The sequence below is a fragment of the Pseudobutyrivibrio sp. MD2005 genome, from assembly GCF_000621865.1.
In the GTDB taxonomy this organism is placed as follows: Bacteria; Bacillota; Clostridia; order Lachnospirales; family Lachnospiraceae; genus Pseudobutyrivibrio.
Genome location: NZ_JHXE01000014.1, coordinates 117,734 through 131,745, shown reverse-complemented (window position 1 = coordinate 131,745; position 14,012 = coordinate 117,734). Strand labels below are relative to the sequence as shown.

Here is a 14,012-nt window from a genome sequence, read left to right as displayed (position 1 = left end):
TTTGTGTTGCAAAAGAAAAGAGACTTGAAAAGGGAGAACAACATATGGGAGCTATAGCAGCGGGTATAATAAGAGCATCAGGTATTATCGATTATACGATATACAGATGCACCGATTTTAACGCAGGTAAGTTTTTTGATGTGCCAGCGACGAATAAGTATTTTGGCGATTGGTCTGATGCATTTACAACTTATGAAACATACGCAAATGAGCATTTTTTAGCAATGGATTCAGTAGCAACTACTGATACATGGATGGGTGTGGATGCAGATGCAGCAAAAACTTTGCTTAGTGATACAGAGACAACACTTTTAAATGATATTTTAAAGCTGCATGATGACATAGATAGCTTACATGCAACGATACTTGATAATTTTAAACTTACAGTAGATAGTGCGGCAGATGCATACATAAGCTATGACGATTTAATGAAAATAGACAATGATTTTAAAGAAAAATCAGAAGCTTATGATACACAGGCAAAGGCAGTAGAAGACATGATACTGGATTTGCGAGAAAAATACAGTAAGTATGGAACTATAAGGACGCAAGATTTTTCAGCAGGCAGAACCGCATTTACGAATTTATGCGGTGATGATGAGACAGTAGGATACTTAGAAGAGTGTAGACAAAAGCTTGTGCAGTTTGATACTGAGACTCAAATATTGATAGAGGAAGCAGATCTTGATAGTATGATAGACGACCTTAATCAAAGAATGACATCATTCATCATAGAAACACACCCAGAGTATCATCTAGATTCCTATGTAGATGACATAGATGAATTTGAAAGTAAATACAAAGAAGAAAAAGCGAAAACCATTCTATGTAAAAACGCATCCCTTTGGACTGTTAATGATGCATATTTGGTTTGTGAGTGGTATGAAACAGCTGTAAAGAATGAAGACCAGGATAGTATATCCAGACTTTATGACATACTTCTTATAAATGAATGTCAGGGAAAAAATATAGAAGATAATGGTGAAGTAAAATACTGTGAAGGCAAAAACTATGATTTATATGTATCATACCTCGACCCAGCTAAAACCAGCATAATGTTTCTTGTTGCATCGGCAAAAGGAAAAGGCGATAAAGAAGCATATACAAGTCTACTGCAAATGTCTCAAAACAGTATGGTTTTGGCTGTTGAAACAGGTAAGACGCCACCTGCATTTTCAATCACGACAAAAAAGGTAAATGCCGGAATATCAGTAAGATGGAATGTCTTACAAGAAAGTGGAATAAAAGAATTTAACGAAGCCATAATCTTTAACAAGGAAGGACTAACGCTACAAGAAAAGTTTGAATTGATTGAAGAAGATGAGGGGGTATCTGAAGAATACAGATCAAAAATAAAGGCTACAAAAGATGATCTTAGAAGAAGTAAGCTTGAAGAGGTTACAAGTAAAAGAGATTTTAATGAGCATAATGGATATGAAAAAGATGTAAATGCTGAAGCCGATGATAGGGATATGTACGAATACATAAATGATTCCCTTACATATAGGACGCAGCTCGACATAGCAGCAGCGACTGGTAAGCCATTCCCGGGTTCTGAGTTTCTTGATGATGGCTTAGAGCAAATGACAGATGAGCAGAAAAAAATATATAACTATCTGTATTATCAAGACAGTGTCAATGGTACAGATACGGCGGATGAGTATATAGAACTATTAGGTCAATCTCTTATAGACCAATCGGCACAAAAGATAATTGTGCGCATCGATTCTAGCGATTCTTCCGAAGGAGAAAAAGTCGCAATAAAAACTGCATTAGAAGTAGGTGTAGGGCTTAGAAAAGTCGGAACAGGTTTAGCAAATGCATTCGACTTAAATGATGATAGAGATGGCGTAGCAAAGCTTGGTATTGAAGACTATATGGATTATTATATAATGACTAGTGCAAAATCGACTGGCGAAGCCACATTATATAATGTAGCAAGGTTTACTGGCGAGGCAATACCTGGAATAGCTGTAACTGTTGGAACTGGTGGTGAGGCATCACCTGTATTACTTGGAACATTATATGGAACAAGCGCAGGAGGAAATGCCAAGGCAGAGGCTGAAAGAGCCGGATATACCCCTAACCAGGCTGCAACCTACGGAGCGCTAGAAGGAACAAAACAAGGCGTAAAAGTTGCGGCATTATCACGTTTAGGTGGTTCAGGAAGTGGTAGTTCATTATTAAGTAAAGCATCAAGTATTATAGAAGATGGCGCAATTATAGGTGGTATGGAATTTGCAGATGAAACAATAGTAGATCCAAACATCAGATATAATGTGCTAAATGATGAAAATGCTTACATTAATGTAGACTTTAAGCAAGCGGCGAAAAACGCAGGAACTGCAGCTGGCATAGGGATGGCAGTGTCAACATTCAATTTGATGAGAGCGGAAATGCGTGGAAGCGGAAGCGTTAGTGAGGTTGAGGATGCAGCTATTTTAGAGACAGTAGATGATGTTGAGCTAGCCTCAGAAGAAAGATTATTAGTTGATATCAATGAAGCTGAGCTGGCAGCAGGAGAAACTGGAAAGATTGCTGAAGGAGCTGACGAAGCGCGAGCTATTAAAGAGATAGCAGAAGTTGAAAAAGTAGCTGAAAGTGGTAACATAATAGACAATTCTGATAGGATAAGTAAGGGGGAAAGTGAGTCTGACATAGACAGAATCCAAAATGTAGCTCAGCAAAGTTACGATTATGCTGTTGATAATCCAAGACAAAGTGGATTGAATAGAATGCAATTAGGTAAGGATGCTGAAGTCCAAGCCACAAGATGGACAAGAAAATGGGCTGAAAGAAATGGAATAGATTTAAGTGAGGAAGGATTACATTTTCAAGTTAGAGGTAATCATTCTATTCCAGATGTTGTTTATGAACCGACCCATAGTATTATGGATTTTAAACTGACACCAAAAGCAATAAGAAAAGTACAAAGTGATAATTTTAAACTAGATTTTCCTGATTATTCTATAGAGTATATATTTGGACCAGGACCATGGAGGGATAAATGATGAATATCGAACAAGCTTTTATACATTTTGATAATCCTAGTATTGTTAAATCGATTGTCGAAAGAAGGTTAAATGGTGATTTAAAAGAGTTAAGATATAATTATAACACTGAATTAAATGATTCATATGATGTGTTTTTAAAGAATGATAATAAAAGGAAGATTGCTATTTCTCCTGAAAAAGATGGTTGGATAACGATAATAGAATCTAAAGAAGTAAATGATTACACTATGTTGATTGAAATATCCAAAGAAACGGAATCAGAGGTAGTTGCTATTCAGCAATATGATTCTGTAGGAGCATGGGGATATGTATTAATTAATAAAGGTGAGATAGTTGATAGTTATTTTAGTGAAGACGACTATGATTATGAAAATATGATATTTGACAAAATGAAAACAAAAGGGATAAACAATGTATTATTGTTGTTTAGGGAAGTAATCCAGATGAAAGATGAAAATTGGATGTTTGTAAAAAAAGAATTATGATTTAATGATTGTCAATACTTTAGCACCACCAACCCTTCCCTATCAAAGCTAGCCAAAGTAAATCCAACCACCATCCCGAACCTGAATCGTCTCGGCTACGCTGATGTCAGTCGATGAAGGTGAGGGTAGCGAGTTACGGTAGTAAGGGGCAAGATATAGTGGTTTTAGCCCAAGTTGGGAATACTTAAGTAAAAATCAATAACGAATTTTTAGTTTAGTTCTAATAAGCTGATATGAATGCACTCTTAACAAATATATTTTTGTTAGGGGTGTTTTTCTATGACTAAAATTAAATCTATCAATTCAAATCAGCTTTATATCGCTCATAATGCCGAAGTATCGCTTAAGTTGGCAGGTAACACAGCACAGGTGACTTTCACTGCTGGTAAAAATAGGAAATGTCCTATAAAAAATCTATCAAAAGATGAGTTCGTGGATTTATCGACAGGTGAGGTGAAGGAACGCCAACATTCAGAGAATCGTTTTCAAAGGAAGAATGCTAAAGACGATTAAGGTTGTGATTGATGAAGCTGGAAATGTTATTACAGCATTTCCAAAGAAATAGTTTTAAAGGAGAAATAAGATGAATATATATATTGGTGATTGTATTGAGAATGTAAATATTAATGATAAAAATATAGAGCTAAGCGACGACTTTTTAGAATTCTTATTCAAAAATAGAAGTAGTATTTGTTCTAAAGAATATGTACTAAATGAGATTGATCCGTATGATGACACAATAATTGAATATCAAGATTTACATAGATTGTTATCTATGTGTAAATCGGTTATGGAGAGTGATATTTTAGAAAAGTATGAAGATATGGAAGATGTTAATAATTTTAAGGGATTAGTATTATTAGTTAAAGAGGCAATGCAAAATCATTCAAACATGATTATAATTGGAGACTGATTATGAATCAGTAAAATATTATCGGAAGAAATCATATTTCGGAATATTCCAAAGCTCTTTCTAATTGGTTTAGTAAGAAAAAATGTGCTATTAAAAATATAGAAAGTGCAGTTGCTGAAAAGATTTCCTCAATGGAAGTGAAAGACTATTATGAGGCAACAGGGTATTTAGCAGCCTTCAGTTTGACCTTTTTTATTGGAGAATCAGAAAGCAAAGCAGTTTCGAAAGTCGATGATGCCGCCGATGTCAGTCGAGCCTTAGAGGAGGAAAGAATACTAGCTGAAATCAATGAAGCTAAGCTGGCGGCAGGAGAAACTGGAAAGCTTGCTGAAGTAGCTGATGAAACGCGAGCTATTGAAGAGGTAGCAGAACTTGAAAAAGTAGCTGAAAGTGGCAATATAATAGACAATTCTGAGAGGATAAGTAAGGGTGGTCTAAATTCTGGAAAAGTATTAAGTAATGGGCAATCACTCGATGATATGGCAAAACTATATGCAGAAAAAGTAAACTCAAACAATAAATGGAGTTGGATGGATGATTTTCCGGATGCAGGAGAATTATCAAAGGTTGATAAAGCAGATATAAGGAATCTTGCCATAGAAAAAGGACTCATCCCAGACGTACCAGTAAATGCTACGACAGATGCTAGTGGAAGGACATACAGATATGCGGATTTTGATGCAGCTGGATTGGTTAAAGAAAAAGTCAATCTACCTAAGCATTTATGGTTTGAAAGTGATGCAGTTCAATTTAAATGGTTAGATGATAAAATCGGAGGTAGACCTGAGGGGTATACATGGCATCACACTGAGATTAATGGACAAATGGAGTTAGTCCCTACAGGTATACACAATGTTTATAATCATAATGGAGGCAGAACTGTAAATCACTGGGCTTATCGAGAAGGAGGAAGATAGAATGAATATAGAAGCTAATTCAATAATTAATGATAATATCTCTCAAAGAATAAGAAAAGTTGAAGAATATAGTAAAATAAAATTTCCAGATAGTTATATAGATTTTATAAAAAAATATAATGTAGGAGTTCCGATAGACAATGAATTTTTGTGTAATAAACATTTTTATTCTATTGATAGATTTCTCGGTTTTGTAAATGAATATAAAAAAACGCCGCTTGGAAACTATGATATTGCAGTTGTGCTATCACAAATCGACACTCGCTTAACAGATAATCCAGATTTGATTGGGGACGAACTGATACCTATAGCAAGTTTGTTTGCAGGAGATTATATATGCTTGGATTATAGAAAAAGTAAAGAAAAGCCATCAATCTGTTTATGGGATCATGAAGAATCAGAAGATTTTGCTCCTGTAACTTACCAAGTAGCAGATACATTCTCAGAATTTATTGAAATGTTGGGATAAATAACAGAAAAACAAAATCGGAGATGTTCTATGGGCTACGATAGCTATAGAACATCTCCGATTTTCGGTTATATGGCAATCTCGATAAAGATGTCCCATAGCATAACAAATTTCTGAAAAGCAGAGAAAGATATCAGTGGAGCAACAACATATGTGGCATGGTGACAGTGTAGCATTGCAGTTGAACAGGTGGAAGGCGAGGGGATATATGAGAAGGCTCATGCACTGGACAAAATTGAGAATGCAGCTATTTTAGAGTCAGTAGATGATGTTGGGCTAGCCTCAGAAGAAAGACTATTAGTTGATATCAATGAAGCTGAGCTGGCGGCAGGAGAAACTGGAAAGATTGCTGAAGTAGCTGACGAAGCGCGAGGTATTAAAGAGATAGCAGAAGTTCAAAAAGTAGCTGAAAGTGGTAACATAATAGACAATTCTGATAGGATAAGTAAGGAGAGTACAAATTCATTACTACCAGGGGATGGTGAAATAGGAACTTAGAGACTTAGTGGATGCTGGTGAGGTTGGAGATAATATTACACCACATCATATGCCATCTGCTGAATATATTTCACAATATGGAGTTCCTAAAAAAGATGGGGTGTGTATGAATATGGAAATGCCTAGTCCAGGAACAGGAGGTAGACATAGACTCACAGATACTTATGGTAGAAATATGACTGATGCTGAGAAAGCATATTACTATTCATTGTCTCCAAGAGATGCGTTAGCATATGATATAAAAAATGTAAGAGAAATATATCAAAGTCAAGGTTTATATTCGCAGATTAGACCACAACTTCACCTATATATAAATGAAAGTAAAAGACTATTTTCTAATTTATATCAAAAATGAAAGAGAGAGATAAGATGAACAAAAAAGAATTAATAAATCAATTATACAATTTGAGAAAACTAATCAATCAAGATGAATGTGAGGCTTTTGAAAATAAATTAGCTGAACTGTCTGAAATAATATCAATTGAAGATATAGGGGAGGTATGTAAAATATTTGATGATAATACTAAAGATGATGAAATTATGTTTGGGGTAATTCATATGATTGAAAAATTAGCTGGATATGATTATTTAAAATGTATAGCTTTGTACACTCCATTAATGGCTGAGGGTAAAGATTGGGCATTAACTTTAAATAAAAGAATATTAAATAGTAAAAAATACTATCCAGAATATATCGAAGTGATAAAGTCATTAGATGAAAAGGAAAAAAAACAAATTATTGATTTATTAATTGCAGTAAAAAATGATAATATATCTAGATTTGGTGAAAAAGTTGATTATTTATTACATACATGCTGATTCATAGAGAGTTGATGATTCTTGCAACACTCGGACAGCATTCTTGTAATTCTCGGACAACGTTCCTATAACATTCGGACAAATGCCATCGCTATTCTATTCACTTAGAATGTATGTAAATACATTCTAAGGAGGGTAATGAAATGAGGTGTCTACCAATGATGACTATGGAAGAAAAATAGGTTGGGTTGATTTTACAAATCATGGGTATGGAAATATTAATTCATCAGATTACCATACGGTACCTCATTGGCACGAAAAAGTTTATGATGCAATAAACCCAGATGGCATGAAAATTCATCATAGAACAGATGTAAATACACCTTTAGGAGATAAATAATTATGCAAATATTATGCGCTGACACTAATTCAAATATTGATATAATAAAGAATCTAATAGACGAGATTGAAAAAATGGTCTGGGATAAATGATGAAAAAGACCTTGATTATCTCGGAGACCCCATGCCAACAGCCATAAGCATGATGGATAATAAAATTGATAGGTCATTAACAGGGGGATGGCAATATTTATACAATTTTAATAAAGTCGCAGGTGAAAGTATGCCAGGTGTAGCAATAGGAATGGCTACAGGTGGCGCTGGTGTAATAGGCGAAATTGCAGGTGTAGCCGGTGCAGCTGGAATTTATGGTGGAAGTGCTTATGGAAATAGTAAGAGTTATGCGATTCAAAATGGGTACAGCAATGGTGAGGCAACAGATTTTGCTACGGAAGTAGGTTTTAAAGAAGGCTGTAAAACAATGATTGCTTATGGTATCCTAAGGGGAGCGAGTGGCTTATCCAGAGCAGGCTACTGCTCAGGCACAACAGCTGCGACAACAGCAGGTATTGGTACTTTTGGCCTGGAATTTATAGACGAAACATATACCACACCAAAAATCTACAAAGATACGTTGGGCCAAGACATCGAAGTAGACTATGGAGAAGCTGCAAGAAATTCAGCCATAGTAGCTACTATTAGTGGAGCAGCAACATATGTGGCATCTCGCCAGCGCGGCACTACAGTTGAGCAGGTAGAAGGCGAGGGGATATATGAGAAGGCCCATGCTCTGGACGGGGTTGAGGAAATTGAAGAATCTACACTAACTGGACAGGGGCAATATGCTCAGGAGTCTATTAAAAATGAGGGGAAAAGATTATTGCCAGGCGAAGGTGATATAGGAACATATAATGATTTGATTAAGTCCGGAAAAAGAGGAGATAATTTAACGCCTCATCACATGCCTTCTGCAGAGTATATGTCGAAGAAAGGCGTTGCAAAAAAGGATGGTCTGTGTATGAATATGGAAATGCCAGTTCCAGGTTCTGGTGGTCGACATAGATTAACTGATACTTATGGAGGGAATATGACAGATGCAAAAAAAGCATTTTATTATGATTTATCACCAAGAGATGCGTTAGCATATGATTTAAAAAATCTTTGTATAATATATCAAAATGACGGTTTATATGACAAAATTAGACCCCAACTATTAGAATACATAAAAACATCTAAATCTTTATATCAAGATTTGTTTGAAAAATAAGGAGACAAAATGAAGGACGAAATATTTAAGAATCTATATAATAATCGAATGCTAAGAAATAGCACTGAAATCGAAAAGTATGAGAATAATTTGAATTTGTTATCAGAAAATTTTTCTGAAGAAGATATTATTAATTTGTGTTTAACTTTTGAAGATAAGACACATAACACTGAAGTAATGTTTGGGGCAATCCATTTATTGGAATCTCTTTCGTCAGAGGTAGCTTATGAAAACACAATAATAGGGATAATAAAAATGTATGTGTCTGCCCCAGAATGGGCGAATATCATTACTTATAGAATTCTGAATGATGAGTTTTCAGTGAAAATGGTTAAGAGTATATACAATCGAATGGAAAAAAATATAAGTGCTAAATTTAAAGGTATTTTGGAAGCAATAAAACAGGATGATTGTGAAAAATTTGGGAATAGTATTAGTATAATATTAGGTTAATATTAAAAATATCGCTTTGTAATTGTAAAGGTTTAAAGGTTTTAATTATTAATTTATTTTTGCATATATCAAAGTAGAATTTTTGAATGTTACATATTTAGACAAAGAAACTTTTGAAGTGATCTGTTTATAAAAAGCCAATTCTACAAAGCTAGAATTGGCTTTTTTATGGATAATATATAATCATGAATGTTTATGGAGTCTAAAGGGGGGCCAATGATTTATCTAGAACTGGTTTAGTTTCAACAGCAGCTTTTGGTACTTTTGGTCTGGAATTTATAGACGAAACATATACCACACCAAAAATCTACAAAGACACTCTGGGCCAAGACATCGAAGTAGACTATGGAGAAGCTGCAAGAAATTCAGCCATAATAGCTACCATTAGTGGAGCAGCAACATATGTGGCATCTCGCCAGGGCGGCACTGCAGTTGAGCAGGTAGAAGGCGAGGGGATATATGAGAAGGCCCATGCGCTGGATGGGGTTGATGAGACTACGCCAACCGAATCAGGGATGCTTGGGCAGGATAATATTAAGACCAGCTATGGAAAGTCAAGTAGTAAATACAAAAATACATTAGATTATTTGAAGGAGATTAAATATAAAAATGGAAACTATTATGCCAATAAAAGTATAATAGATGAAATAGGTCAGATGGAAGCCAAAGGCGAAGACTTTTCAATTTTGAATAAAAAAATAATGCATTCAAGGGCATCGACCGAAGGCGGTACATCTATAGTTTATAGATATAGTGATGAATATGGAACAAAATATATGATTCATGAAGTTACTGATGCTAATGGATACATTATCCATAGAGACTTTGACGCTGTAAGAATTCCATCTGGACAGTTAATAAACAAAGGAAAGTGAAAATGAGTAATAGGTATTATAGTGAATTAATTAAAATAATTAATGGAATATTAGAAGGAAAATATGAGAAAGATTATCTTGAAGAGTGTTTGATAGATACATTTGATTGCGTGAAAATATATGATTCGGAGGATGAATTATTAACGGATGCTTTTTTTACATTAACTCATTATGCGAGTGGAGAAGAGGACATTGATGAAAAAGAGTGGAGATTTTTGTTAGACTGTTTATTGGGTACAAGAGAATATAGTATAAGTGAAAAAATGAACATCACAACAAATCCTCCCAACAGGCAGGATTAATAAGTGTTATATAGGCATTTAGATTAAATAACATTCTTACACAAACTTTACCGCTTCATACGGCTTACCACATTTCAGTATCGCATATACAACAGTTGTCAGTTCTCTTGACACTGCACCGACAGCTACCAAGTGATGTTTGCATTGGCTTCGTTTTTTTAGATAGTATTCATTAAAAGCACTGCCATGGAAAACACAACAACTGGCTGCAAGAAATTGAGTATGCCTTAGATGAGAGAATCCGCGTTTGGACATTAGGTTATGAGTAGAACAGTATTCACCGGATTGCCGAACAGTTGGATCAATACCTGCATATGCTACAAGTGAAGAGGAATTCTTAAATCTTCGTATGTCTCCGATTTCGGCAAGTATACAAGCGGCAGATATAGGCGTGATGCTTGGTATTGTATGAAGGTAACAATCGAACTGATTGTACAGGGATATGATCATTTCATCTAACTCTTTGAGCTGTTCGTTAAGAAGTTTTAGTCGTTCTAATAGCATTTTTAGTTGGAAGGAAAAAGCTTCCTGTGCTATTTTTAACTAATACGTTATATCATTTTGAATATGCGCGGAAAGCTATGGAAAATCTACCAGCGATAAAAAGTAGGAGGTCAAATATGACGGAAAAAGAACAATTGTGGTATTTAATAGATAAATTACTTGATGATAAATACCAAATTAAAGATTTTTGCAATGAATTTACAAGAATTTATGATTTAGAAGTTGATTATGATGAATTATCAACATTAGAAAATAAGCTATTCAATGAACTAAGTTCAATGACGAGTAGATTTTCGGAAAATGAGGAAGACTTAAAAATTCCTAATATGTATTATAACGAAAAAGATATTATATCTAAAGCAAAAGAGATAGTATCTATAATAAAAGCAAACAACCGCTGAAGAGATTATAAAATAACCAAGAAATGAAATATGGATTTTTACTTAACTAAGAATAATATAACTGAAACTTCGCACATTAAAAAGTGCTAAAGAACCTTGAAAATTCAATAAAAACTAGCAACCAAAAAGGCGACAAGCCTCTATAATTGGTACAATTTAAGTACACCCCAAAAACAAAACAAAAGGAGACTTGCGCCTTGTCTAAGATTATATCACAGAATGACCTACATCAAGGGTGGGGGATGAAAACAGAGAAGGAGCTAAAAAGCAGTGTTTTTATGGAAAAATATTAAAAACACTGCTTTATTTTTATCACTGTGGCGTAACTATGCCACGTATTAGCGACAGAGTATATTAGTCTTTGCTACGTGAAAGTATTTGAGATGGATTGAGCCCTAAATTCCATAATCACCAGCGATTTTCTATAATTTTGTCAGCGCAAATCGAGATTTTTCTCAAAAACCCTGTGCATCCAGAAATCTTATGCCACACTGAAGTGTTCGAGGGCAAAAGCTGATTAAGATAGAAGTAGACTATGGAGAAGCTGCAAAGAATTCAGCCATAGTAGCTACCATTAGTGGAGCAGCAACATATGTGGCAGCTCGCCAGGGCAGCACTGCAGTTGAGCAGGTAGAAGGTGAGGGGATATATGAGAAGGCCCATGCCCTGGATGGAGTTGATGAGACTACATCAACCGAATCAGGGATGCTTGGGCAGGATAATATTAAGACCAGCTATGGAAAGTCAAGTAGTATTTCAAGTGCAGATAATATTGCAGATGCTGCTAGATTAAAAGAATATTATAAGCAGGCTGAGAAATATGGAACAGGTTCAATAAAAGAATTGGAAAATGGAAGATTTCGTTTCTATGAAGAGATTAAACCAGCTAGAACGAACGGAGAAATGGCTGGAGCAAGACATGTAAGAGAAAGGGATCCTTATTCGGGATTAAAAAGAGACTGGTACGAGACGATTGACCGTAACGGAAATATAAGACAAGTTCGACCGGATCCTAATATAACTGGAGGAGTAAAAGTTCACTATATGTTTGACTCTGAAGAAAAATATATTGGTAAATGGAGTCCGGAATAAAGGAGGTTAGCATGAAACAGCCAACTAAGGAAGAAATAACTCAAAATGTAAAGATGTTTTTAGATGGGAAAATGAATAGAGAAGATATCTGTTCTTGGGCAATTAATTTTATTAGGAATGACGAACGGATAATTATTGATGATGTTGAAGCATGGCACTATCTAGTGGAAATATCCAACATAGACGAAATGATTGCACCAGGAGAATATCTTTTTGCTAAAGAAGATATTGAGGATATGGTAAAAAAATATTCTTAGACAACCACAACTAAGCCTCCCTAAAGGCAGACTTAAATTCGATAATGGTATTAATCAGTAACAAATACAAAACTACTTACACAAACTTCACAGCCTCATAAGGTTTACCACTTTTAAGTACATTAGGATGAGTAAAATGGCTAATAGAAATGAGATTCATCAAATGGATTAGCCATAGACTGAGTAAAATGGCTAATAGAAACGAGATTTATCAAATGGATTAGCCATAGACTGAATAAAATGGCTAATAGAAATGAGATTCATCAAATGGATTAGCCATAGACTGAGTAAAATGGCTAATAGAAACAGGATTCATCAAATGGATTAGCCGCAGACTGAGTAAAATGGCTAATAGTAACGGGATTCATCAAATGGATTAGCCGTAACCTGAGTTAAATGGCTAATAAAAATGAGATTTCTTCAATATATTAGCTAGCGACTTATTATGGCACATAAAGAAGAGATTCTATTAAAGATGTAGACGATAAGATAGCTAAAATGTCAGAGGGGATGATAGAAATTGATTTGAACAGTACATACTTAAATAGCGTGTTAAATAAGCTATTGGATGATTTTTCAAGCTAATTTTAGTAATACCTGGATAGACTAAGCAACTTCAATACGCTAAATCAAAAAAGAACTTGCATATTCTGGGGATTCGTTGTATATTTTTTCACAGGGACAAGGGTGTCTGCTCGCTATGCAGGCACCTTTTTTAGATTAAAAAGGAAATTGAGGTGGTATTATGAGGCCGGTAATAGGTTTGATTCCACTTTACGATGATGAAAAAGAAAGCTATTGGATGCTTCCAGGATATGAGAAAGTAATCGAAAAATGTGGCGGGCTTCCTATAATTCTTCCTTTTTCTGAAAATAAAGAAGAATTAATAGAGGCATATTCGCTATGTTCTGGTATACTATTTACTGGTGGGCATGATGTAGGGCCTAATGTTTATGGCAGCAAGCCTTCTGAAAAATGCGGTACGCCATGTACTGTTAGGGATACTATGGAAGGTATTCTGCTTGAAAAGTGTCTTGAGGAAAATAAGCCGGTATTTGGAATCTGTAGGGGGATTCAGTTTATTAACGCTTACCTTGGAGGCACACTTTATCAGGATTTGCCGTCAGAGCATCCTAGTGCTACGGAGCATCACATGGCACCCCCTTATGATAGGGCTGCACATAATATAGAAGTAATAGCTAATACAAGGCTGGCACAGATTATAGGGGCTGGAACACATCAGGTTAATAGTTATCATCATCAGGCAATTAAAGACTTATCTGAAAAGGTTGAGAAAATGGCCATTTCAGAGGATGGATTGGTTGAAGCAATCGAAGTTAAGCAACAAAAGTTTGCAATTGCCGTTCAATGGCATCCGGAATTCTCTTTCGAAAATTGCCAAGATAGTGTAAAGTTAATTCAGGCATTTATTAATGCTTGTAAATAAAAAGAATAGGAGATTAAGAC

Annotated in this window: 19 protein-coding genes; 18 read left to right on the top strand and 1 reads right to left on the bottom strand. The window is 35.1% G+C overall.

What is annotated here, in order from left to right; genetic code table 11:
- The first annotated feature begins 44 nt into the window (after positions 1 to 44).
- The 14 genes from T498_RS0106345 (at position 45) to T498_RS0106275 (ending at position 10,291) form a co-directional block, all read left to right on the top strand.
- On the top strand, positions 45 to 3,011 hold the full coding sequence (locus T498_RS0106345; protein ID WP_028235186.1) for a hypothetical protein: 2,967 nt from the start codon (positions 45 to 47) through the stop codon (positions 3,009 to 3,011).
- Positions 3,008 to 3,499 (top strand): hypothetical protein, encoded by a 492-nt coding sequence (locus tag T498_RS0106340; protein WP_028235185.1) that lies wholly within the window; start codon positions 3,008 to 3,010, stop codon positions 3,497 to 3,499. Before T498_RS0106345 ends, T498_RS0106340 begins: the two co-directional genes overlap by 4 nt.
- 279 nt (positions 3,500 to 3,778) lie before the next feature.
- On the top strand, positions 3,779 to 4,012 hold the full coding sequence (locus tag T498_RS15120; protein WP_036977959.1) for a hypothetical protein: 234 nt from the start codon (positions 3,779 to 3,781) through the stop codon (positions 4,010 to 4,012).
- Positions 4,013 to 4,082: 70 nt separating this feature from the next.
- On the top strand, positions 4,083 to 4,412 hold the full coding sequence (locus T498_RS0106330) for a hypothetical protein (RefSeq protein ID WP_028235184.1): 330 nt from the start codon (positions 4,083 to 4,085) through the stop codon (positions 4,410 to 4,412).
- A gap of 131 nt (positions 4,413 to 4,543) precedes the next feature.
- Positions 4,544 to 5,329, top strand: a complete 786-nt coding sequence (locus T498_RS16885; protein ID WP_051524636.1) for an HNH endonuclease signature motif containing protein — start codon at positions 4,544 to 4,546, stop codon at positions 5,327 to 5,329.
- Between the two features lies 1 nt (position 5,330).
- Positions 5,331 to 5,798 (top strand): SMI1/KNR4 family protein, encoded by a 468-nt coding sequence (locus T498_RS0106320; protein WP_028235183.1) that lies wholly within the window; start codon positions 5,331 to 5,333, stop codon positions 5,796 to 5,798.
- A gap of 189 nt (positions 5,799 to 5,987) precedes the next feature.
- Positions 5,988 to 6,296, top strand: a complete 309-nt coding sequence (locus T498_RS16530; RefSeq protein ID WP_028235182.1) for a hypothetical protein — start codon at positions 5,988 to 5,990, stop codon at positions 6,294 to 6,296.
- Between the two features lie 7 nt (positions 6,297 to 6,303).
- Entirely contained in the window at positions 6,304 to 6,651 is a 348-nt protein-coding gene (locus T498_RS16525; RefSeq protein ID WP_197019933.1) for a hypothetical protein, read from the top strand.
- Between the two features lie 14 nt (positions 6,652 to 6,665).
- Entirely contained in the window at positions 6,666 to 7,115 is a 450-nt protein-coding gene (locus T498_RS0106305; RefSeq protein WP_028235180.1) for an Imm30 family immunity protein, read from the top strand.
- 148 nt (positions 7,116 to 7,263) lie between these two features.
- Positions 7,264 to 7,455, top strand: a complete 192-nt coding sequence (locus tag T498_RS0106300) for a hypothetical protein (RefSeq protein WP_028235179.1) — start codon at positions 7,264 to 7,266, stop codon at positions 7,453 to 7,455.
- A 123-nt stretch (positions 7,456 to 7,578) separates the two neighbouring features.
- Positions 7,579 to 8,661, top strand: a complete 1,083-nt coding sequence (locus T498_RS16880; protein ID WP_207638272.1) for a hypothetical protein — start codon at positions 7,579 to 7,581, stop codon at positions 8,659 to 8,661.
- Positions 8,662 to 8,670: 9 nt separating this feature from the next.
- Entirely contained in the window at positions 8,671 to 9,114 is a 444-nt protein-coding gene (locus T498_RS15110; RefSeq protein WP_051524635.1) for an Imm30 family immunity protein, read from the top strand.
- Positions 9,115 to 9,518: 404 nt separating this feature from the next.
- Positions 9,519 to 9,989 (top strand): hypothetical protein, encoded by a 471-nt coding sequence (locus T498_RS0106280; RefSeq protein ID WP_028235177.1) that lies wholly within the window; start codon positions 9,519 to 9,521, stop codon positions 9,987 to 9,989.
- Positions 9,990 to 9,991: 2 nt separating this feature from the next.
- Positions 9,992 to 10,291 (top strand): hypothetical protein, encoded by a 300-nt coding sequence (locus T498_RS0106275; protein ID WP_028235176.1) that lies wholly within the window; start codon positions 9,992 to 9,994, stop codon positions 10,289 to 10,291.
- 36 nt (positions 10,292 to 10,327) lie between these two features.
- Here the strand turns inward: T498_RS0106275 and T498_RS17220 are convergent, their stop codons facing one another.
- Positions 10,328 to 10,741 carry a transposase gene (locus T498_RS17220; RefSeq protein ID WP_207638271.1) on the bottom strand — a complete coding sequence of 138 codons (414 nt, stop codon included), beginning with the start codon at positions 10,739 to 10,741 and terminating at the stop codon, positions 10,328 to 10,330.
- 170 nt (positions 10,742 to 10,911) lie between these two features.
- Between T498_RS17220 and T498_RS0106265 the strand changes: the two genes are divergently transcribed.
- The 4 genes from T498_RS0106265 to T498_RS0106245 all read left to right on the top strand — a co-directional run bounded on the left by T498_RS0106265 (position 10,912) and on the right by T498_RS0106245 (position 13,992).
- Positions 10,912 to 11,196: a hypothetical protein gene (locus T498_RS0106265; RefSeq protein ID WP_028235175.1), complete on the top strand. Its 285-nt coding sequence runs from the start codon at positions 10,912 to 10,914 to the stop codon at positions 11,194 to 11,196.
- A gap of 594 nt (positions 11,197 to 11,790) precedes the next feature.
- Entirely contained in the window at positions 11,791 to 12,288 is a 498-nt protein-coding gene (locus T498_RS16875; protein WP_028235174.1) for a hypothetical protein, read from the top strand.
- Between the two features lie 11 nt (positions 12,289 to 12,299).
- A complete protein-coding gene (locus T498_RS0106250) occupies positions 12,300 to 12,545 on the top strand; it encodes a hypothetical protein (RefSeq protein ID WP_028235173.1) in 246 nt (81 codons plus the stop codon).
- Positions 12,546 to 13,290: 745 nt separating this feature from the next.
- On the top strand, positions 13,291 to 13,992 hold the full coding sequence (locus T498_RS0106245; protein WP_051524633.1) for a gamma-glutamyl-gamma-aminobutyrate hydrolase family protein: 702 nt from the start codon (positions 13,291 to 13,293) through the stop codon (positions 13,990 to 13,992).
- Positions 13,993 to 14,012: the final 20 nt, after the last annotated feature.

Coding starts and splice junctions, on each gene's coding strand:
- T498_RS0106245 (WP_051524633.1), top strand. CDS start 13,291: ATGAGGCCGGTAATAGGTTTGATTCCACTTTACGATGATGAAAAAGAA.
- T498_RS0106345 (WP_028235186.1), top strand. CDS start 45: ATGGGAGCTATAGCAGCGGGTATAATAAGAGCATCAGGTATTATCGAT.
- T498_RS0106305 (WP_028235180.1), top strand. CDS start 6,666: ATGAACAAAAAAGAATTAATAAATCAATTATACAATTTGAGAAAACTA.
- T498_RS0106250 (WP_028235173.1), top strand. CDS start 12,300: ATGAAACAGCCAACTAAGGAAGAAATAACTCAAAATGTAAAGATGTTT.
- T498_RS15110 (WP_051524635.1), top strand. CDS start 8,671: ATGAAGGACGAAATATTTAAGAATCTATATAATAATCGAATGCTAAGA.
- T498_RS0106320 (WP_028235183.1), top strand. CDS start 5,331: ATGAATATAGAAGCTAATTCAATAATTAATGATAATATCTCTCAAAGA.
- T498_RS0106330 (WP_028235184.1), top strand. CDS start 4,083: ATGAATATATATATTGGTGATTGTATTGAGAATGTAAATATTAATGAT.
- T498_RS16885 (WP_051524636.1), top strand. CDS start 4,544: ATGGAAGTGAAAGACTATTATGAGGCAACAGGGTATTTAGCAGCCTTC.
- T498_RS17220 (WP_207638271.1), bottom strand. CDS start 10,741: ATGATCATATCCCTGTACAATCAGTTCGATTGTTACCTTCATACAATA.
- T498_RS0106275 (WP_028235176.1), top strand. CDS start 9,992: ATGAGTAATAGGTATTATAGTGAATTAATTAAAATAATTAATGGAATA.
- T498_RS16880 (WP_207638272.1), top strand. CDS start 7,579: ATGCCAACAGCCATAAGCATGATGGATAATAAAATTGATAGGTCATTA.
- T498_RS0106340 (WP_028235185.1), top strand. CDS start 3,008: ATGATGAATATCGAACAAGCTTTTATACATTTTGATAATCCTAGTATT.
- T498_RS15120 (WP_036977959.1), top strand. CDS start 3,779: ATGACTAAAATTAAATCTATCAATTCAAATCAGCTTTATATCGCTCAT.
- T498_RS0106265 (WP_028235175.1), top strand. CDS start 10,912: ATGACGGAAAAAGAACAATTGTGGTATTTAATAGATAAATTACTTGAT.